The organism is Paenibacillus sp. P4_A9, from assembly GCF_056402415.1.
Genome location: NZ_JBFUHL010000073.1, coordinates 1 through 19,715, shown reverse-complemented (window position 1 = coordinate 19,715; position 19,715 = coordinate 1). Strand labels below are relative to the sequence as shown.

The 19,715-nt window shown below is 47.3% G+C and carries 18 protein-coding genes; all 18 read right to left on the bottom strand.

All coding sequences use genetic code 11. The features are described from left to right. On the bottom strand, positions 1–261 hold a 261-nt coding region (locus AC1DVJ_RS26465), incomplete at its 3' end, for a cyclase family protein (RefSeq protein ID WP_477595042.1). Between the two features lie 182 nt (positions 262–443). Then, entirely contained in the window at positions 444–1,826 is a 1,383-nt protein-coding gene (locus tag AC1DVJ_RS26460) for an FAD-dependent oxidoreductase (protein WP_477595040.1), read from the bottom strand. Positions 1,827–1,872: 46 nt separating this feature from the next. Further along, positions 1,873–2,697 (bottom strand): phytanoyl-CoA dioxygenase family protein, encoded by an 825-nt coding sequence (locus AC1DVJ_RS26455; RefSeq protein WP_477595038.1) that lies wholly within the window; start codon positions 2,695–2,697, stop codon positions 1,873–1,875. A 160-nt stretch (positions 2,698–2,857) separates the two neighbouring features. Continuing rightward, positions 2,858–4,510, bottom strand: coding sequence for a response regulator (locus tag AC1DVJ_RS26450; protein ID WP_477595035.1), 1,653 nt, complete (start codon positions 4,508–4,510; stop codon positions 2,858–2,860). A gap of 4 nt (positions 4,511–4,514) precedes the next feature. Then, positions 4,515–6,263: a sensor histidine kinase gene (locus AC1DVJ_RS26445; RefSeq protein WP_477595033.1), complete on the bottom strand. Its 1,749-nt coding sequence runs from the start codon at positions 6,261–6,263 to the stop codon at positions 4,515–4,517. Positions 6,264–6,408: 145 nt separating this feature from the next. Next, the gene (locus AC1DVJ_RS26440; protein WP_477595031.1) at positions 6,409–7,791 is read right to left on the bottom strand and encodes an FAD-dependent oxidoreductase; all 1,383 of its coding nucleotides are present in this window, start codon (positions 7,789–7,791) and stop codon (positions 6,409–6,411) included. A gap of 16 nt (positions 7,792–7,807) precedes the next feature. Beyond that, positions 7,808–8,725, bottom strand: a complete 918-nt coding sequence (locus tag AC1DVJ_RS26435; protein WP_477595029.1) for a sugar phosphate isomerase/epimerase family protein — start codon at positions 8,723–8,725, stop codon at positions 7,808–7,810. After that, on the bottom strand, positions 8,722–9,405 hold the full coding sequence (locus tag AC1DVJ_RS26430; protein WP_477595027.1) for an orotidine 5'-phosphate decarboxylase / HUMPS family protein: 684 nt from the start codon (positions 9,403–9,405) through the stop codon (positions 8,722–8,724). Before AC1DVJ_RS26430 ends, AC1DVJ_RS26435 begins: the two co-directional genes overlap by 4 nt. A 43-nt stretch (positions 9,406–9,448) precedes the next feature. Next, positions 9,449–10,486, bottom strand: a complete 1,038-nt coding sequence (locus AC1DVJ_RS26425) for a zinc-binding dehydrogenase (RefSeq protein WP_477595025.1) — start codon at positions 10,484–10,486, stop codon at positions 9,449–9,451. 24 nt (positions 10,487–10,510) lie between these two features. Further along, entirely contained in the window at positions 10,511–11,278 is a 768-nt protein-coding gene (locus tag AC1DVJ_RS26420) for an SDR family oxidoreductase (RefSeq protein WP_477595044.1), read from the bottom strand. A 28-nt stretch (positions 11,279–11,306) separates the two neighbouring features. Continuing rightward, positions 11,307–12,569 carry a nickel pincer cofactor-dependent isomerase, group 22 gene (locus AC1DVJ_RS26415; protein WP_477595023.1) on the bottom strand — a complete coding sequence of 421 codons (1,263 nt, stop codon included), beginning with the start codon at positions 12,567–12,569 and terminating at the stop codon, positions 11,307–11,309. Between the two features lie 22 nt (positions 12,570–12,591). Next, positions 12,592–13,605 carry a zinc-binding alcohol dehydrogenase family protein gene (locus tag AC1DVJ_RS26410; protein ID WP_477595021.1) on the bottom strand — a complete coding sequence of 338 codons (1,014 nt, stop codon included), beginning with the start codon at positions 13,603–13,605 and terminating at the stop codon, positions 12,592–12,594. Between the two features lie 13 nt (positions 13,606–13,618). After that, positions 13,619–14,548 (bottom strand): aldo/keto reductase, encoded by a 930-nt coding sequence (locus AC1DVJ_RS26405; protein ID WP_477595019.1) that lies wholly within the window; start codon positions 14,546–14,548, stop codon positions 13,619–13,621. 27 nt (positions 14,549–14,575) lie between these two features. Continuing rightward, the gene (locus AC1DVJ_RS26400; RefSeq protein WP_477595017.1) at positions 14,576–15,427 is read right to left on the bottom strand and encodes a dihydrodipicolinate synthase family protein; all 852 of its coding nucleotides are present in this window, start codon (positions 15,425–15,427) and stop codon (positions 14,576–14,578) included. Positions 15,428–15,472: 45 nt separating this feature from the next. Continuing rightward, positions 15,473–16,363, bottom strand: coding sequence for a carbohydrate ABC transporter permease (locus AC1DVJ_RS26395; RefSeq protein WP_477595015.1), 891 nt, complete (start codon positions 16,361–16,363; stop codon positions 15,473–15,475). A gap of 18 nt (positions 16,364–16,381) precedes the next feature. Continuing rightward, a complete protein-coding gene (locus AC1DVJ_RS26390) occupies positions 16,382–17,308 on the bottom strand; it encodes an ABC transporter permease (RefSeq protein WP_477595012.1) in 927 nt (308 codons plus the stop codon). A 60-nt stretch (positions 17,309–17,368) separates the two neighbouring features. Further along, positions 17,369–17,704 (bottom strand): L-rhamnose mutarotase, encoded by a 336-nt coding sequence (locus AC1DVJ_RS26385; RefSeq protein WP_477595010.1) that lies wholly within the window; start codon positions 17,702–17,704, stop codon positions 17,369–17,371. Positions 17,705–17,785: 81 nt separating this feature from the next. Continuing rightward, entirely contained in the window at positions 17,786–19,531 is a 1,746-nt protein-coding gene (locus AC1DVJ_RS26380) for an extracellular solute-binding protein (RefSeq protein WP_477595008.1), read from the bottom strand. Positions 19,532–19,715 lie beyond the last annotated feature (184 nt).

Sequence of the window (19,715 nt, the reverse complement as noted above, 5' to 3'; positions counted from 1 at the left end):
GAATTGGGATATAGAAGTATCCGCAATAGTACGATAATTTGGGTGGTCCTTCGGCAGAAAATGCGCAGTAGCGTCCACATGCGTCCCGCAATGCTCATGGATCATCAGTTGATACGAAAGCGAAAGGCTTCCCGTATTGTGCGAATCCCACAATGCATGCACATATCGAGAATGAGTAGGATAGACGGGCATGTCATCCTGAAGAGTATGCGTAAGGTCAACGATGGTTTTTTCTTTTAATAAACAAATCAAACTTTCCAAAAAAGCATCCTCTCCCCCTGACGATCAGTTTGAGGCGCTATATGAAAGCGCTCTCTATGATTCATTATTAGGGATGAATATCTTTTTGAGAACGCATAACATTTTTACTTTCTAGTTGTTTCTTTACATACAAAGAAAAAAACCTCCCGAAGTGAGAGGTTCAAATTAACGGGGTATCCGGATCAGATCATGATGGAACCGCCGGTTTTCATCGTTTGTCGCAATTCAGCAACATCGATTCCAGCTAATGATTTGTTCTGCGTTAGTGCCAGATAGGAAGCGACTCCCGCAGCTTCTCCAGTTTGGTTCATATTCACCATGACGCGAACTCCACCGAACGCATCTTCATCCACATCGATCATTCTTCCCGCAACAATAACATTGTCGTGGGGACCGTTCGGAAGCAAACAACGGTACGGGATTTGATAATAGGTCGGATTGACGGCCGTCTTTTCCCTCCATCTGCTGACTTCGTTCGGATAACCGGGCCGGATATAAACTTGTTCTCCATCAAGATATCGCAAGGTCAAACCAGGTTTATCCTGATGATGAATATCTACGCGATAACTGCAATAGGCGATCGTATCATCAAATGACTTTCCGTAAAGCACGTCTTCCCCTGTCAGCCGATAGCTGCAGTTAATATGCCGAGTTTCTCTTGTACCAATATAGGATGGTAGAGAGACGAGAGCGATCTTGTTGGACGGGCCGTATTTCCGAATCATATCCATAATGGCGCGCACCTGCCTGCGCCCTTCCATTTCACTGAACGTAAGCTGATCGCCGTCGGCGCTGTTGGCGTGATAGATCCGTGTACCCGCATACATATAAGTATCATTCGTTCCCGGCACATGGCGGCCCCAACCGAAACCCTCCGGTAAGTTGAACTCATCTTTATACTTCAGCCGGGCTTCCGGAATATCACCGAGTCCGATCAAACGGTTGCTTCCCGTCATATCATCCTGTTCACCGTTCGAACCCCAGCCGCTAATTTTACTGCACATCGTAGACGGCTGGAAATGGGACGCGATCCGTTGTTCTAAATTCAATCGGGCGGCCAAATCTCCATCCCCTGTCGCATCAATGAATACTTTGGCTCTGATGGCCCCTCTTCCGGATTTATTCTCAACGATGACGGCTTCTAATTTTCCATCCTTCAGGTAAGGGGCAACGAACATGGTGTGCAGATAAACTTTTACTTGCTCTTCTATGCAAAAACGATCCAATTCGATCTTCAATTCTTCGGTATTGAGCACGAAGCCAACCGAGTGACTTTTCTTTTCCTCTTGAACGGCCCCTATACGAGTTAATCGTTCAATCGTTTCCGCGGTGAGACCGGCAATGATTTGTTTATTAAATTCGGTGTTATATAACGTGTGCCATACATTCACCAATCCGGAAGTAGCGACTCCGCCAAACGCATTCTGCTTTTCCACGAGCACGACGCGAGCGCCGAGCCGAGCAGCTCTTACTGCCGCGAATACGCCGGTGCAGCTTCCTCCCAAGACACAGATGTCGGCTTCATGAAATATTGGAATTTCTTTTGCTTCTTCTTTGATTAACATGCAACTATTCCCCTTTATCAAGTGATCGTATTTGCCATATGGACGGTTAGCACTCCGCACCTGTTATTTCATTAGTGAACATTCGTTTGAATTCCCCCGGCTTCAATTTCTCCGCGGTTTCCCCCACATAATGGAATTGCAGAGCTCTACGACGTTTGTTGGAGAGGTTGCAGGCCGTGCCGTGAATGATCAAACCGTTAAACAAAAGGATTCCGCCCGGTTTCAAAGGTACGCAAACATCCTGCTCAAGCGGAATATCACTGTCGCAGATCTGTAAGCTTCTCACCATATAATGGGGCATAGCCCCTTCCGCATGAGACCGGGGAATAACGTGCATGCATCCATTATCCAATTCCGCCGGGTCCAGAGCGACCCAAACGCCTAATAAAGGTTTGTCATACGCCAGTCCGACACCCATATCTTGGTGCCAGGGATGTTCTCCGTCCCCGGGAGGCTTCAACAAAGCTATTGCCTGAGCAAGCCTTGGTTTTTCCCCAAGGATTTGTTCAATTTTGGCTAATAGACTCGGATGATAGGCAAGCTTTTTCAACCGCTCATCGCGATCGACGAAATTGCTGACTTTCTTTACCGCAAATTCGCGTTCTTCGTTCGTCTTTAGTTCATCCCAATTAACCTTACCACTGTTTAGCGTAAGCGTTGCACTTTTAGGGCCGAGGTTAATTCTGTCCATCAGTGCTTCTATTGCGTTGGTTACCTCTTCAGGAGTAAGCACGTCTTCAATCGCCAAATATCCTTGATTCCRATATTTTTTGATTTGCTCTTCATCGATGCTGTCCAGCCCTAGCAATTTCTCTGCGATTTTGTCGTAGCGATAATATTTAGTTGAGATTTCCTCAGGAGAATGTGTCATTTACCAAGCCCCCCCTATCGTAGGATGAGGCGCTATCTGAAAGCGCTCTCTACATTTTATTATTAGGGATGAATATCTTTTTGAGAACGCATAACATTTTTACTTTCTGGTTTTTTCTTTACATACAAAGAAAAAAACCTCCCGAAGAGAGAGGTTCGAATTATCGAGAATAAAATTGATCCCGGTAATCTTGAGGACTCATATGAATGTTTTTCTTAAATATTTTGGTGAAATATGTCGGGTATTCGAAGCCGACTTTGGAAGAAATCTCATGGATCTTGAATGACGATTCCCGTAACAATTCCATCGCTTTCTTCAGTCTTGCATCCAGAATATAAGTATATAAATTGATGCCTGTAATTTGCTTGAAWAGCCGGGATAAGTAAGATGGATTGAAAYGAGAGACTTCTGCCAAACGAACCAATGACAAATCCTGACTCAGATTGCCACTTATGTACTGTTGAATGTAATGCACTGCGCTTGTTGCCCGATCCGCATGTGCATCTTGCTTGCTTTCAAACAGAAGGGTTAACAGTGTTCGGAAGTAACTTCCCCGGTGCTCTAATGCAAGGAGACGATCCACGTTTGTCAATAAACCAAGATCCAATTCCGATTGCAAACGGTTGGTCATTCCCCAGTTTTGGATAATGGATAAGAACATAATGGATAAAGTGGAATACATGCTTACAACCGTGTGGTCCGACTGGCCTGTGGACTGATCCACACTCTCTAGCATTTCGTTCAGCAGCTTTTGGCAGTCTTCCTTCCTTCCGTTCGTGAGCAAACTTTCTAGCAAATCGAGTCTCTTTAATTGGCGGAGTACACTATCCAACTCCTCATTAGTTTTCAAGAATGGCAAGTCTGTTAGTTCAGATGAGTACTCCAAGATACTTCCGTTGCCGCCGATTTGCGGAATTCTGCCTACCCAAGCCTTTAACGATCCAAAACGGGTCGATATTTGCTCCCATTCCACCCACATGCAGTCCACAACAAAATTTACGGTCATTCCAAGTGCATTCGCACATGTTGATTGAACAATCTCTAGAATTCCTTTCAATTGAGAAATCGTTCCTGAATGTTCAGCGGCTTCAATAAAGTTCGGCTGCATGATCCAAACAAGCGTTTCATCATCCATCACGAAGAAGCAAGAAACGTAGTTATCAGCCATGTACTGATCGACGATAAGCTTGACCCGAAATAGCATTTCGGAATCCATATAGGATGACGTATTAGGACAATGACATTCCAACTGGCCCATCAAAAGCAAGACCGGTTCGTCCGCTCGAAGGGGGATCTCCAATTGCCGAATCCGTTCGCGCCTCGCTTCCAAGCTCGGAGCACTGCGCATGAAACCGAGCAGCATATCTTTCTGCAGTGACGGCAATGCAGCCTGCATCTGTCTCTTGGCGTTTTCGAGAAGACCCTCGGCGGTAATCTCAGTCTCAATTTCATGTACCGCTTTCTTGACCAATTCCAATATTTTGTCATATCCAGAAGTTTTCAAAAGATATCCTACGTGATCGTACTGAATGGCCTGATATACATAGTCGAATTCATTGTAACCGGTCAAAAAAATGACGTTACAATGTGGCCATTGCTTCTTAATGATGTCAAGCAGCTGCATTCCCGTCATGCCCGGCATCCGAATATCGGTAATGACAATATCAATCTTAGTACGCTTTAGCCATTCGACCGCTTCGTCACCTGAGTAAGCTTTATAAACATCGAGCTCCAACTCTGGCGTATGCAATAAAAATTCATAAAGCCCGTTCGCAATGAACGGTTCGTCGTCGACCACCAGAATGCGATGCATCGATTCAATCCCCCTTCCATTCAAGTCTGAGGCAAACCCTTAGTCCGCCCAATTCTCCACGAGATAAAGTGATGCCACTGTTTCCTCTGAATTTCAGCTGGAGTCGTTTGTGAATGTTGAAGATCGCCGTCACTTCATCGTGTTCGCCCAAAAGATTCAATTTTTCATTCAGTTTACTAATCTCCTCATCGGAAGCTTTACTACCGTTGTCTTCGATGATCACGCTCAGTTGATACTCGCTGCCCAAAAACCTTACATGGAGCAATCCTTCTCCTTTCATATCTTCGAGCCCGTACTTGAAAGCGTTTTCTAAAATGGGTTGCAAGATCATACGAGGCACCATAACATTCCGAAATTCCTCGGGAAGCTCTTCAAACTCGATTCGGATACGATTAAAGAAACGGTATGTTTGGATATCGCAATACATGCGCGCATGGTTGACTTCTTCGCTTAAAGGCATATCGTTCGCCGCATTTCTGGTTATGTACTGGAGATAGGTACCAAGCTGATTAGTGAATTGTCTAACGTTTTCGTAGTCTTCGCTCATCACCATATTGTAAAGAATAAAATACGTATTATAGAGAAAATGTGGATTGATTTGCGATTGCAGCTGTTTTAATTCAGCACGCTGGGTCAAAATTTGCTGTTTGTACACCTCATCAATCAGTTGATTGAGATTTTTAACCATTTCATTGAAACGATGATACAAATACCCGTATTCGTCTTTTCTGCGATGCTGAATGACGAAATTCAGATCTCCTTTCTCCAACCGTTTGAGCGATTTAACCAATTTCAACATAGGCTGTTGGATAAATTTGAATGTCGAGAAAGAAAAGATGATGATAATAATCATCGAAACAGCTGCAAAAAGCCAGAATATCAGTCTGAACTGATGTACAGCTTTTGTAAAATGGACCATCGGCACATATTTAACCATCACTGCATTTAAATATTCCGACTTTAAATACATGACATATATCTCTTTCTTTGCTAATTTTAACGTCATCGATCCCTGTGAGCCGTCATTTAAACGAAGATCAACCTGCTGCTCGATCAACTGTTCTAGTTCTGGATCAGACCGACTTGATATCGAATAGTTCTCGGTTTGATTGAACAGAATGGCTCCGCTGTCTGGTAGAGTATCAAGCTTTTTCATCGCGGAACGAATTTGTTCAATAGAAACGACAGCTGACAGCATTTGAACGGATTTCTCCATTCGATAGGATAACTCGAGCGGCATAAGGGCCCGCAGGACAAAATTATTATTATGAAAAGACCATTGTGCCATTGAGGTCGGTTTAACCGTATTGTAATAAGTGTATTCCTCAAGAGAAAAATCATCGCGTCCACCGATAGCCGATACATCAATACCGGCCGAAGGAATGTAAGCGGTAACATTTTTCAAGTAAAAATTACTATTCTGAATAACGAACAGCCTTTGCTGCAATCCATTGATCAATTTCAATTTAGAATACAAATCGATGCTTTCTGTTGTATTGGATATATCAGCCAGGTTGTCATCATACAGCATGTTATATAATTGTGAATTGATCCTTTGAATTTCCGTTTCAATATTAGTAAGATAAAAACTCATCTGTGACCGCGTCGAACTTTCCAATTCGTTCTGAACATTTCGAATACCCCAGTTATAGATCGTAAGAGCTATTAGATAAATCGGCAACATGATCAGCAGGAAGGTCAACATTAATCGGGTAAAAATGGAATATCTCCAAAGGTGAAAACCGCTGTGCATCAGACTCAGACTCCTCCTTTTAGATCAAAACATCCGATATTCCCATTATAAACTATTACCTCGGGAAAATCTCAATAAATGGGTGAAAATGGCGAGAGCCCTTGAATTAGAAAATTCAAGAGCTCTTCGTTCTTCGGTTATTAGCCTAGAATAAAATAGATCCGCCATCCCTCATTGTTTTGCGCAATTGAGGGACGGAAATATCGGCGAGCGATTTGTTCTGCGTTAAAGCCAAATATGCGGCTACTCCCGCCGATTCCCCGGTTTGGTTCATATTGACCATCACGCGTACCCCCCCGAACGCTTCCTCATCCACATCGATCATTCTACCGGTTACAATCAGGTTGTTGTAAGGCCCTTTGGGAAGCAAGCATCGGTATGGGATTTGATAGAATGTCGGATTTGCTTCCGTTTTCTCCCGCCACCTTCCGACTTCTTTAGGATAACCGAAGCGCAGGTACACTTGTTCGCCGTCGAGATATTTCATGGTCACTCCGGGTTTATGCTGATGATGAATGTCCACTCGATAACTGCCGTAAGCTATGGCATCGTCGAAATGCCTCCCGTAAAGAACATCTTCTCCGCTAAGTTGATAATGACAGTCAATATGCCGAGTTTCTCTCGTACCGATATAGGATGGAAGGGAAACGAGTGCTAGCTTGTTGTCAGGACCGTACTTCCGGATCATATCCATGATGGCGCGCAGTTGTCTGCGGCCCTCCATTTCGCTGAAAGTCAACTGCTCGCCGTCGGCGCTGTTGGCGTGAAAAACTCTCGTACCAGCGTACATATAGACATCCTTGGTACCTGGTACATGACGGCCCCAACCCCACCCGTCCGGTATTTGAAATTCATCCTTATAGAGCACCCGAGCATCTTGGAGATTGAAACTGATTAAACTGTCATTTCCTGCAACATCGTCCTGCACTTCGCCGTTGCTTCCCCAGCCGCTGATTTTTGCACAGGTTGTGGAAGGTTGGAAGTGGGAAGACATCCGAAGCCCCATGTTTAATCTGGCGCACAGATCCCCGTCTCCCGTCGCGTCAATAAATACTTTTGCTCGGATGGCTCCCCGTCCCGATTTATTCTCTACGATGACCGCGGTTAATTCTCCATCCTGAACGAAAGGAGCGACAAACATCGTATGCAAGTAAGCTTTCACGTTATTTTCCGTAATCAGTTGATCGAGTTCAATTTTCAATTCTTCGGTATTCAGCACGAAACCTACCGAATGACTTTTATGTTCCTCCGTGACAGCACCGATTCGTTTTAAACGTTCGATCGTTTCCAGGGTGAGGCCCGCGATGATTTGTTTATCGAATTCGGTATTAAACAAGGAGTGCCAGACGTTGACCAGACCCGAGGTGGCGACTCCGCCGAAAGCATTCTGCTTCTCCACGATCACGACGCGGGCGCCGAGTCTGGCGGCCCTAACAGCCGCGAATACCCCGGTGCAGCTTCCGCCCAATACGCAGATATCGGCTTCATAAAATACGGGGATATCTCTGGCTTCTTCCCTTATTAACATAGCTTATATCTCCCCTCTATGACTTAGGGTATTCACCCAGAAATTCGGAAATTTTTTGTTTTAAAAATAGGACGGATTCTTTCAATTCTCCCAGACCGTTCACGCCATCTTCGATTGAAATCCATCCTTTATACTTTATACTTCGAAGCTCGCTGAAAATAGCGTCATAGTTATTGATCCCTTTTCCGATCACACCATGGGCCAAAAACTCCGAATATCCCTGTTGGGAATAATCTTTCAGATCGTCAAGCGTATATCCCTCTGTTAAATATCGATCACTAGCATGCATCGTAATCAGCCGGCCTTTCACTTGATGCAAAACCTCTAACGGATCTTCGCCGGCAAAAACAGCATTCGACGGATCATAATTGACTCCAAACCATGGAGAAGATAGCTTACCGATAATTTCCATAAAGACGTCGGACCTTTGTGCAAATTCCGGATAAATCCAATAGCCGTCTTTGTAATGGTTTTCCATGACCAAGTGGACTCTATATTTTTCTGCATAAGGAAGAAGCTGTTCAATCGATTCAACTGTCCAACGAATTCCATCTTCTCTGCTTAATCCTGGTCTGTTCTGTCCAGACAAAACACGGCAGCTGCGAAAGGATTCCGGACCCAGAAAGGCCATAATCTCGATCATCTGCTTCATTTTGTCAATTTCCTGTTGGCGGAAAGAGGAGTCGGGATGCGTGAAATCCGGTGAGGAGCACATCATCGGGATTTCCATATTTTGCTCCTCGGCACATTTTTTCACCTTATGCAAGTATTCCAGATCCGTCCCTTTCAAGAAAAGCGGATATAATTCCAACCCGTCCGCTCCCAACGTTCCGGCCATTTCGATCCACTCGTATATACTCATCGTTCCATCTGAAATCTCATTTATATAGCCTTTCGGAAAAACAGATATTCGGGCTCGCTCAGTATGGCTCATCGTTGTAAGCTTCCTTTCACTTTGGCGACAAGTTCCTGTAATACGGATTTCAGCTCCGATTGGTCTGTGCTTGGTTTAAATTCTTTATTGTCAATGACTAGCGGCGCTCCGACGACGACTAACGGAGCCCCATGTTTAGGCATTTCGGCAGCTTGCGCTACGGATAGACCGCCTACCGCCTGAACTGGAATCGAGACGGCGGCCACCACTTCATGCAGATGATCGAACGGGTTTCTAGCTGGATCTTCCCCTCTTTCATCAAACCCAGTATGAACAATAATATAGTCTACACCGTTCTCCTCAAGCATCTTGGCACAGGCTACTTTATCCGGTGCAGCCATAATGTCGCCCATAACCTGGATCTGGTAATCACGCGCCGCTTTAACCACAGCCCGTATAGTAGCAGGATGTGCAACCCCCATCACGACAACATGGGTTGCCCCTGCCTTGGCCATCATCTCCGCTTCCAAATAACCGCCATCCATTGTTTTCAAATCCGCAACGATCGGGTGATTGGGGAATGCCTTGCGCAGAGCGACTACAGCATGGAGACCTTCGCCTAGCAGCAGCGGAGTACCCGCTTCAATCCAATCAACGCCCGCTTCCACGGCAATTCGGGCCATATCGAGCGCTTCCTCGATATTCGTTAAATCTAGTGAAATTTGAACGATCGGTTTCATAATGATACCCGTTCCTTTCCGTTTTCCGGGGGCAAGCCGCGAGTCAACCCGGTATTATAATGGATTTGGCATGCACTAAAGAATCCATATCATGAAAGGCATTTTTCCAATGATCGATATCATAGGTTTTCGTCATCGGTAATGGGTCAATTTCGCCCTTCTCCATCATCAGCAGTACCTTTTCCCACATGGGGTAATTGTGACTGAAGGAGCCCTGCAGTCTGGCGGCCTTCTGTATCAACGGATCCAGCGTAATTCCGACCGGCTCCGGCCCCCAACCGATCTTCGTGATTTGTCCGGCCGGGCGTACGACATCGATGCTTTGCTTAAGCGTCGCTGTGACCCCTACTGCATCCAAAACGAGATCCGGTCCAAATCCATCCCCCCAAGATAGAACTTCCTTTACGACGTCCTGCCGATCAGCCATAATAACGGTATCCGCGCCGAATTGCTTGGCAATTTCCAATCGATTCGCATCCTTGCTTGTACCGACGATCGTCAAATGACCAGGTGAAAACAGCTTGGCAATCTGCACGCACATTAACCCGATCGTTCCTGGTCCGAAAACGACGACATAGTCGCCCGGACGTATTCTCGAATGGCAGGCAACGGCGTTATAAGCTACGCAACTTGGTTCGGTCATAGACGCTTTTTCAAAAGAAACATGATCCGGCACTCTATGGACAATAGCTTCACGCGTCCTTACATATTCGGCCATTGCCCCATCAGTCAGCACACCGAAACCCTTGCGATGCGGACAAAGATTATAATGACCCGTGCGGCAATAAATGCAGGTTTCGCATATATAGGAAGGGGTTTCACTGACGACCCGATCCCCCTTCTTAAAGAGGGTCACCCCAGAGCCGACATCCGCCACAATTCCTGAAAACTCATGGCCCAAAGTCACGGGTCTTTTGACGGCAAACCCCTGGGTATCGTGATACATATGCAAGTCACTGCCGCAAACCCCTGCGGCTTTTACTTGAATTAACACTTCTTTCGGGCCGAGATCGGACGGGATCGGAAGATCCCGCAGTTCAACCTGGTTAGCCCCTGCTTGGTAATTGACAACCGCTTTCATCCTGGAATTCACTCCTTTTCTTGCTTAGATGGTCATGGCGCCGAAGCCGCCGTCCACACGGAGAAAGGAGCCGGTAACGAACCCAGATGCTTTCTCCGATGCCAAATACACGGCTGCGCCCTGCAGCTCTTCCGGTGAGCCGAAGCGTTTCATCGGCGTGTGCTTCATGATGCTCTCGACGCGCTCTTCCGTAAGAATTTTGCGGTTCTGCTCCGCCGGGATGAAGCCTGGTATGAGCGCATTGACGCGAATCCGATAGGGCGCGAATTCCCTAGCCATGTATTGGGTGAGCGAGTTCACGCCGGCCTTGGAGGCCGAGTAAGTCATAACGCGAGAAAGCGGAGGGTCGGACGACGTCGAGGAGATGTTGATGATGCTGCCTCCCTCGCCTTGCTCGATCATACGCTTAGCGAACACCTGGCAGGCAAGCATAACTCCCTTCAGATTCACATCCATGATGCCGTCCCATTCATCTTCTGTAATATCGAAAAAAGGTGTTGTGCTATTTCGGCCGGGGCAGTTCATCAGAATATCGACGCGGCCGGACCAGCTTAGTACCTCGGTAAGCGAGCGGGAAAGGTCGTCCTTGGAGGTCGCGTCCGCCCGAATCGCTACCCCTTCGCCGCCAGCAGCCGTAATTCGCCGCAGCGCATCGTTCATCGTCTCCGAATTACGGCCGATGATGGCTACACGAGCGCCATGGGCGGCGAGCGCTTCGCCCATGGCGCGCCCGAGTGTGCTGTTGCCACCGATGATAGCGGCCGTTTTACCGGTTAGGTCAAATAAATTCATCATAGGACTCCTCCCTGCTTTCACGGCTTCAGCAATGCCATGGCGCTTCGCATTCGCCAATAAGTTCAACCGTGTCCAGCTCCTCCGCATCAGCGAGCATGCTTTCCGATATGAGAATTTCTCCAAGATGGAGCGTATCGCGGATGCATACGAGCTTAGCCTGCTTCAAATCCCGGCAGTGTGTCGTCTTGATCGCCGCTTGCACAGCCAAGGCGGGCGTATCCATGAACATCGGCATGCGAACCGTGTTAACTCCTCGGCTGGTTAACGCATTCGCATACCCTTTGGCCCAATCGATTCGTTCGAATACCTCTCGCGTCGTGATATCGGCTGACCCGATGCCGTTTGCATTTCCGTCCGTTGCATCCGTCAGACCCAGCACGACAACGCGCGCCGCCGTTATGCCTCCATCGGCATAAGGTGTCGGAAAACGGCCAGTAATGTTCGGATCCATGCCGTCGCCGGAAATATCCTTGCCGATCTTTTCTACGACCAATACGTCGATAGGATCGAAGCATATGCGGGGCATTAATGCTTTGGCCCTCAGCAATAGAGCCGGCTCATCCTCCAGGAACCGCTCGCCCGGAATGATGTGTATCGAGGCCGGGCGGTCATAAGCGTTCTCGATGGTGCCCACTCCGAATATGACCGGGAGGCGGCCGAGCATGATAGCCGCCATCTGGATCACATGCTCGCTCATGACGCCGAAGCCGTAAGAGTGCGCCGATTCGGCGCCCTTTTGTTTGCCGAGCCCGATCGTTACCATCTTGGTCAACCCGCTCTCCACAGGTCCGCGGAACGCCGTATGCGGTTTGATGCGATTGACGACGATGATCTTGTCGGCTTCGCATGCCCACTTATCGGCATATACGCCGAGCCCGCTTGGGAGTCTTCCCAATTCGACCGTCTCCATTGTCGCACAAATAGGCGCCCCAACCCTCTCAGGCGTTACACCCAGAAGATGAAGCACCGACTCTTGGCCTTCCGCCGTTGCGCCGCCGTGGCTGCCCATCGCCGGGATGATAAACGGATTTCCGCCCACCGCTTTCACTGCGGAGACCACTTCCGCGACAATGGAGACGATGTCCGCCACACCGCGGCTTCCAACGGCAATCGCCACCAGGTCGCCGAAGGTGATGCGCGCTAGCATACCGGAACGAGACAATTTGGCCCGCACCGCCTCGGCCACATCGGGCAGCTCAGACGCATCGAACTTCTGCCTTGCGCGGTACATGCGCGGCAACGGCACGTGTTCGAGCATCCGGTTCACCGTGTCAAACCTGTTCGTCATCCGGAATCACCTCCTGCTTCTCCTACAAAACAACCATTGCTTTAATCACCTTGTTTGCCGGATCCAACCATTGTTCGAACGTACCCGGCATCTGAGCAAACTCGCAAATGTGGGTGATGAAAGAATCGATATCGACCTTCCCATTCCTTACACTCTGGATGACGGTTTCAAAATCCTCGCGTGTTGCATTTCTGCTGCTCATTAAAGTCAATTCCTTCTGATGAAAAAGCGGGTCATCGAAGGCAATGGACGCTTTAACCAAACCGACGAAGAGCAGCCTTCCCCCATTGGCAACGAACCGGAATGACGATTCCATCGATAATTTATTGCCAGTTGCGTCAAACACTACATCAGGAAGTTCGCCATTCATCCGTTCGCGCAGCCTGAACTCGGAGTCTTCTCCGCCTACCAAGATGTCGTCGATATCGGCCCAGCTTCGGCAGAATTCAAGTCTGTCTTGATTCACATCCATCACCGTGACATGGGCTCCGCTTAATTGGGCATACTTCATCACGCCTAAGCCTATGGGACCTGCACCGATGACAAGCACCCGTTCCCGCACTTTTAACCCGGCTCTCCGTACGGCATGCGCGCCGATACTCAAACATTCGACGACGGCGGCCGCCTCTAAGGATAAGTCGTTGGTTTGAATGAGGTGATCGACAGGTATGGACACATACTCCTGCATGCCGCCATCCATATGCACGCCAATGATCCTCAAGTTTGTACAGCAATTCGTTTTACCGTTCATGCAAGCCCCGCACACCCCGCATTCACGGTAAGGTATGAGGGTTACCCGATCACCCGTTTGGAACTGCTTTTGATTGTCGGCAATTTCTTCGATCAACCCCGAAAGCTCGTGCCCCAATATGCGCGGATATGTAAAGAAAGGCTGATTGCCCTGATAGGCATGAAGATCGGTACCGCAAATCCCTATGCGCTTGATGCGTACGATGGCATGACCCTCCTCCATAACGGGTTTGGAGGCTTCACGCAGAACAAATTGGCCAGGCTGTTCGCAAACGATCGTCTTCATACCGAGCTACCTCCTAATTATTCTCAGCCCTGCCTGTCATCCAGGTCTTGTTTTGCACAGGCTTCAGGATCTCTTGTACTTGTCGCAATAACTCCAGATCCATCGGTTCTTCCAGGCACTGAATGTTGTTTCTGATATTCTCTGTGCTGGCCGTACCTACCAGCGTAGTGGGAATTTCTGGATTGGCTGCGGGAAATTGAACCGCCAGCTTAGAAATGTCCTTTCCCAGGCTTGCACAATGCTTTGCGGCGCGCATGCACGCTTCCTTAATATCCGGAGGGGCCGGGTGCCATGCGGGTGTTCCCCTGGCTGAGAGAAGTCCCATCGACAAAGGCGATGCGTTGATGACGCCCACTCCTTTTTCCCGCAAATAAGGCAATAGATCCGTAAGGGAAGTATCGTTGATCGAATAATGACAATAGGTAAGAATGGCATCGACATGTATACGCTCCAGCACGAGCTTATAGATGGACAAGGGAAACCCCGTAACTCCGCAATAACGAATTTTGCCTTGCTCCTTAAGTTTGTACAGTGCAGGGATGCTTTCTTCTACGATCTGGTTCAAATCGCCATACTCGATATCGTGCAGATGCAGAATATCGATATATTCCGCATTCAGCCTCTTTAAACTCTCCTCCGCGCTGCGGATGATGCGTTCGGCTGAGAAGTCGAATTCCGCCTTGCCGTATCGGCCTGCCTTGGTCGAAAGAATGTAACGGGATCTCGGAATACTCTTCAACGCTTTACCCAATATGCTCTCGGCAACGGTCAAACCGTAATACGGGGAGCAATCAACCAGATTCATGCCCAGATCGAACGCTTCATGAACCGTACGGATCCCCTCATCTTCGTCGATAGGACGAAAATCGGAGCCTAGCGAGGAAGCTCCGAAGCTCAAGACGGATACGGACAATCCTGTATCTCCCAGTTGGCGATATTGCATCTTAAGCCCTCCTATTCTGCAAACGATTCATACCAATGTGACGTTAATTCCCTGGGCTCTAAACTTATCCTGCATAAAATACAAAAGTGATGAAAATGCAGGTTGCCCATTCAATTTACTTGCAGAGTAATAATCCTCGAGAATTCGAGTCACCTCTGTCTGCAAACTCTCAACTTGACGCCAGTCTCCTTGCTTGGCCGCCTGCACAAGATCCACGTACAGTTTCGGATACACATTGGCAAACGATACAACCAATCCTTTGGAGCCCGCCTTTAAGGCATCGGTCAATAACTTGTCTTTGCCGATTAGCACATCGAAAGTCTTGCCTTCGGTTCGCTGCAGCACATCTACATGGTGAGCGAGATCGTTTGTGGAATCTTTGTAGCCTGCCACATTCGGATGATCTGCCATTTCTGCCAAAAATTCCGGCCGAAGTCCGTATCCGACAAATTGCGGGATGCTGTAATAAACCACCGGCAAAGGGGACAAATCGGCAACTTTGCGCAGGACATCTTCCACTTCCTGCACGGAATACGACAAATAATAGGGTGGGGTAGTTACCGCAAAATGGGCGCCTGCTTCCTTCATAAGGTTTGCATTGTGCACGATGCGGTGCAGCCCGCTGTCGCTGGCTCCTCCGTAAATCGTTACCCGATCGCCGACAGCTTTGGCCACTACTGAGCAAATGTCCCTATTTTGCTCCGGTGTAAAGTGGGAAAACCGGCCTGTAGTGCCCGCCAGAAATAATCCGTCCACACCGCTCTCTACCAACCAATTCGCGATTTGGACCAGCCCGTCGAAATCAATTTCGCCCCCTCCGGTTACCGGAGTAACCATGGGAACAATGACCCCTTCGATAGTTGATTGTTTACGTTTCAAAATGATGACCTCCATTAAGGAATTTCAGTAAGGTTATATCCATTGCTACTCTTTCACGCTTCCAAGCACGATGCCTTTCACAAAATATTTCTGTAAAAATGGATATAGGCACATGATGGGGAATGCAGCCAAAAATATTTGGGCGGCCTTCAAAGTACGATCGGATACCTCCATCAATGTTTTCATTTCTTCTTCCGTTTTGTAGGCAAGCATATTGGGATCAAAGCTGACTACCTTCGTCTGCAGATACGTTTGCAGCGGATAATGTGAAGGGTTATTGATCAAAATGAGTCCATCGAACCAAGAATTCCAATGTTGCACACATGCAAACAACAGAATGGTCGCGAGAGCCGGCTTGGAGAGGGGAACCAAAATGCGCCAAATAATTTTCCAGTGGCCCGCCCCATCTACATAGGCCGATTCCACGAGTTCCTTCGGCAATTGCCGAAAAAAGTTGAGCAGCAAGATTGCGTTAAATACCGGCAGCGCACCCGGAAGGACGAGCGCCCATATCGTATCCATTAAGTGAAGCTGACGAATCGTAATGTACCAGGGGATCAAGCCTCCGTGGAACAATAACGTAAAGAAGAAGAACCAGGCATACCAGGTGCGATAGCTGAAATCCTTCACTTCCTTGGATAACGGATAAGCGACCAGAATCGTCAACAACATGTTGATGGCCACACCCAGCACGACCCGTTCCAAAGAAACAAGATAGGAAGCGATCAGTCGCTTATCTTCAAAGGCGTATATATAGGATCTGAATGTAAAATGAACCGGCCACAACTTCACAACTCCCGCAGCGGCATATTCTCTGGCGCTCAAGGAAACGGAAATCACATTGAGCAGCGGGGTGATGCATAATATTGCGACAACAATCAAGAAGAGATGATTAAAGATAGTAAAGGCGGTTTCTCCCACTGATTTTCTGTACATAACCCTTACCTGCCTTTGCTAAAATATACGGTAATTTGCAAATTTATAAGCGCATCCATACGAAATCACGATAAAGATGGTAGACACGACCGACTTGAACAGCCCGACAGCCGTTGCTACGCTATATTGCGCGTCTAGCAGGCCGATTCGGTAAACGAATGTATCGAGAATGTCTCCCGAACTATACACAGCCGGACTATATAGGTTGAACACCTGGTCGAAACCCGCATTCAGAATGTGGCCAAGACTGAGAGTCATCATTAAAATGACGATAGGAGCCATTCCAGGAAGCGTGATATGCCAGACTTGCTTCCAACGGCTTGCTCCGTCGCATATCGCAGCTTCGTATAAGCTCGGATTAATAGAGGTGATGGCCGCCAAATATACAATCGTGCTGAACCCAAATTCCTTCCAAATATCGGTGACGACAAGCATATAAGGGAATACTTTCGCATTTCCCATGAAAAAAATAGGTTTGATGCCAAATGCGCTTAACACCGAATTCACAAGTCCGCCGGATGGAGACAAGACATCAATGACGATACCGCCAAGAATAACCCATGATAAAAAATGGGGAAGGTAGACGATCGTTTGGATTGTACGTTTCAATTTACTGCTGATCATTTCATTAAGCAGAAGTGCAAAAATGATGGGAACGATCAACCCTGCGACCATCTTCATGAAAGCGATGAAGATGGTGTTCCAGATGATCTGTCCGATATTCGGACTTGCAAATACATATTCGAAGTTATCCCATCCTACCATGGGGGATCCGAAAAAACCCTTGCTCGGATTGAAGTTTTCGAAAGCGAGCACAATTCCGACCATCGGAATGTAGTTGAACAGAATGACAATGACTACGGCAGGAAACAGGATCAAGTGATAGGGAAACTCCTTGCGCAGCTTCCTCTTCCAGTTCCGTATAGAAGATTCGGCCTTTGCCATTACGCTTTGCTCCATTCTTTCCACAACCTTCTACTATTTTCTGTTTTTTATCAGTATTCTTTAATGGTTGTAATACACTTGTTCCATCTGCGCCCATCCCTTTTCACCTTTCAAAGGGATTTGACAATAATCGGTTACGCTTAACCATTCTATATTGCGGGGCTCTGCAGCCAGCTTCGCCATATCTTCTTGGTAATTTTCGCCCGTGTACTCATAGGTGCCGAATAAATAGTAATCTCCATCGTCTAATTGGCGCAGGAAAATAGTAAAATTGCGCAGGTGATACTTCAATGTCAGATCTCTCAATCCGCTATTTTGGTCTGAATGCAGCTCTTTGTATAACTCCATTTTCTCCGGTTTCAATTTAATAACCATACCGATAAGGTTTTTCTTCATTATGCTTGCCCTCCTAACCGTTCATCCAAAAAGAAAGTGTTGGAGAAGACGTAGTTGCTTCTCCAACGCCTCTTCCTATTCCTATTTCTGAGTTGCCGCCCAGTCGTTAACTTCTTTTGTAATATCGGCGCCGCCCAGCGAATTCCAGCTCTTTACATAATTATCGAAATCATCGACCGGAACCGAACCCATGATGATTTTGGTGAACTCCTCGAGAGCCATCTTATCCAGCGTGGACTGTTTGGCTGTCATCGTCGGAGTCGCCGGTCCCCAGAATACGGGATTAATGATCTGATTGTTCACAAGATAATCGTTGATGATACCGAAAGCGCTGAACGGTCCTTCCGAATAAACCCATCCACCCCAGTATTCGGTTTTGACTCCGCCGGCAAGACCTTGACCGCCTGTGCCGTTGTATTTCTCGTTCAACTGATTCATGTAGACGTCATTATCGGGTGCGCTCCAAGGCGCCAGCTTGCTCCGATCCTTTGTTTTCGCATATTCGGCAAGACCGCGATACACTAGGATATTCTGCCTTGGATGGGATAACCAAATCGGCGTCAGTTTATGCTCATTCGTATTTTTGGTTGGGTCTTTCACTTTATCAGGTCCGCCACGGAAGGCAACTTCGTACTCTTTGCTCAACCGGTCCCCTTTCCTAATAAAATAGTTCAACAATTTGATTGCGGCTTCCGGATTCTTCATGCCTTTCTTGACTACAAAGAAACTGGTTACGCCTTGCAAATTCTCAATAGTTTGCTTACCGTCAACGGAAGGAATCGGATATGCCCGCCACTCTGCAGTTTTATTCTTGGTGACAGCATCAGACAGCGGAGAGAATGCATTTATTGCTTGGCCGTAGAACATCCCTATTTTCTCAGAGACGACAGACTCACTTACTTTTCCGGTGTCTTTTACAGCAAACTCCTGATCCAGATAGCCTGCCTTATACATTTCAGCCAATTTCGCCAATGCGGTTTTCGCTGCAGGAACAATTTCTCCCGCGACTAACTTGCCTGAACTGTCTTTGTTCCACAGCATTTGGCTTGGAGTTCCCATCACCAAGGCGTGATACCCGTTAAAAAATCCGTTCATACCATATATGCCGCCGAAAAGACCCTTTTCAAGACCGAGTCCGATTGTATCTTTTTTGCCGTTCTTATCCGGGTCGTTCAGCGTGAAGGCTTTGGCAATGTTAACTAGATCGTCCATCGTTTTCGGAGGCTGTAATCCCAAGCTATCTAGCCAATCTTTACGGATCCACATGACCGGACTTGTTCCCGTAGGGTCGGAAAGCTGCGGAATGGCCATCAATTTGCCGTTAAAGGTAGCTTGCTTTAAGCCAAATCCCTCATCGGACGTCATGAGCGAGCTAATTAAATCAGATTTGTAATCGTTGAACACCTTAGTCAAATCTTGAATCATGCCGTTATCAACCAACTGCTTAAGTTGTACCGCGTTTACTTGCATAATATCCGGCAAGTCGTTGGAAGCGATGGTAACATTCAGCTTTTGGTTATACTGAGCATCCGGAACAAGCCACTGCACTTTCAGTTTGATGCCGAGAACACTTTCAAAAGCATCCGTCCAAACGTTCTTGTCTATTGTTTCGCCCGTAGAGAAATGCGACATCGTAAAGTCGTCGAGTGATTTAACCGTAGTTACTTCGATCGGCGGGTCGTATTTGCCAAACGGATCCTGTTTCGAAGCCGAAGCCGTTTGAGTTGGGCTCTCGTTGTCGCCGGAAGTACTCGAACATGCCGAGATTACCAGCAACAAAATCAGAGCCGAAGCAATCGCTGTTTTTTTTCTGGTTATGTCCTTCACTTTTCAACACCCCTGACATTTATTTAGAGTAGCTTGTAAGCGCTCTATAAATTTAATTATTGAGGATGGCCGTCATTTTGCATACGCATAACTTTTTTACTTTCTGGTTATTTATTTACTTTCGGAGAGAAGACATATTTTTTACTTTCTGGTTATTTATTTACTTTCGGAGAGAAGACATATT

Excerpts from the sequence above, each read along its gene's own strand:
- AC1DVJ_RS26445 (WP_477595033.1), bottom strand. The coding sequence starts at position 6,263 with ATGCACAGCGGTTTTCACCTTTGGAGATATTCCATTTTTACCCGATTA.
- AC1DVJ_RS26395 (WP_477595015.1), bottom strand. The coding sequence starts at position 16,363 with ATGTACAGAAAATCAGTGGGAGAAACCGCCTTTACTATCTTTAATCAT.
- AC1DVJ_RS26415 (WP_477595023.1), bottom strand. The coding sequence starts at position 12,569 with ATGACGAACAGGTTTGACACGGTGAACCGGATGCTCGAACACGTGCCG.
- AC1DVJ_RS26435 (WP_477595029.1), bottom strand. The coding sequence starts at position 8,725 with ATGAGCCATACTGAGCGAGCCCGAATATCTGTTTTTCCGAAAGGCTAT.
- AC1DVJ_RS26425 (WP_477595025.1), bottom strand. The coding sequence starts at position 10,486 with ATGAAAGCGGTTGTCAATTACCAAGCAGGGGCTAACCAGGTTGAACTG.
- AC1DVJ_RS26440 (WP_477595031.1), bottom strand. The coding sequence starts at position 7,791 with ATGTTAATAAGGGAAGAAGCCAGAGATATCCCCGTATTTTATGAAGCC.
- AC1DVJ_RS26410 (WP_477595021.1), bottom strand. The coding sequence starts at position 13,605 with ATGAAGACGATCGTTTGCGAACAGCCTGGCCAATTTGTTCTGCGTGAA.
- AC1DVJ_RS26420 (WP_477595044.1), bottom strand. The coding sequence starts at position 11,278 with ATGAATTTATTTGACCTAACCGGTAAAACGGCCGCTATCATCGGTGGC.
- AC1DVJ_RS26385 (WP_477595010.1), bottom strand. The coding sequence starts at position 17,704 with ATGAAGAAAAACCTTATCGGTATGGTTATTAAATTGAAACCGGAGAAA.
- AC1DVJ_RS26460 (WP_477595040.1), bottom strand. The coding sequence starts at position 1,826 with ATGTTAATCAAAGAAGAAGCAAAAGAAATTCCAATATTTCATGAAGCC.
- AC1DVJ_RS26405 (WP_477595019.1), bottom strand. The coding sequence starts at position 14,548 with ATGCAATATCGCCAACTGGGAGATACAGGATTGTCCGTATCCGTCTTG.
- AC1DVJ_RS26390 (WP_477595012.1), bottom strand. The coding sequence starts at position 17,308 with ATGGCAAAGGCCGAATCTTCTATACGGAACTGGAAGAGGAAGCTGCGC.
- AC1DVJ_RS26430 (WP_477595027.1), bottom strand. The coding sequence starts at position 9,405 with ATGAAACCGATCGTTCAAATTTCACTAGATTTAACGAATATCGAGGAA.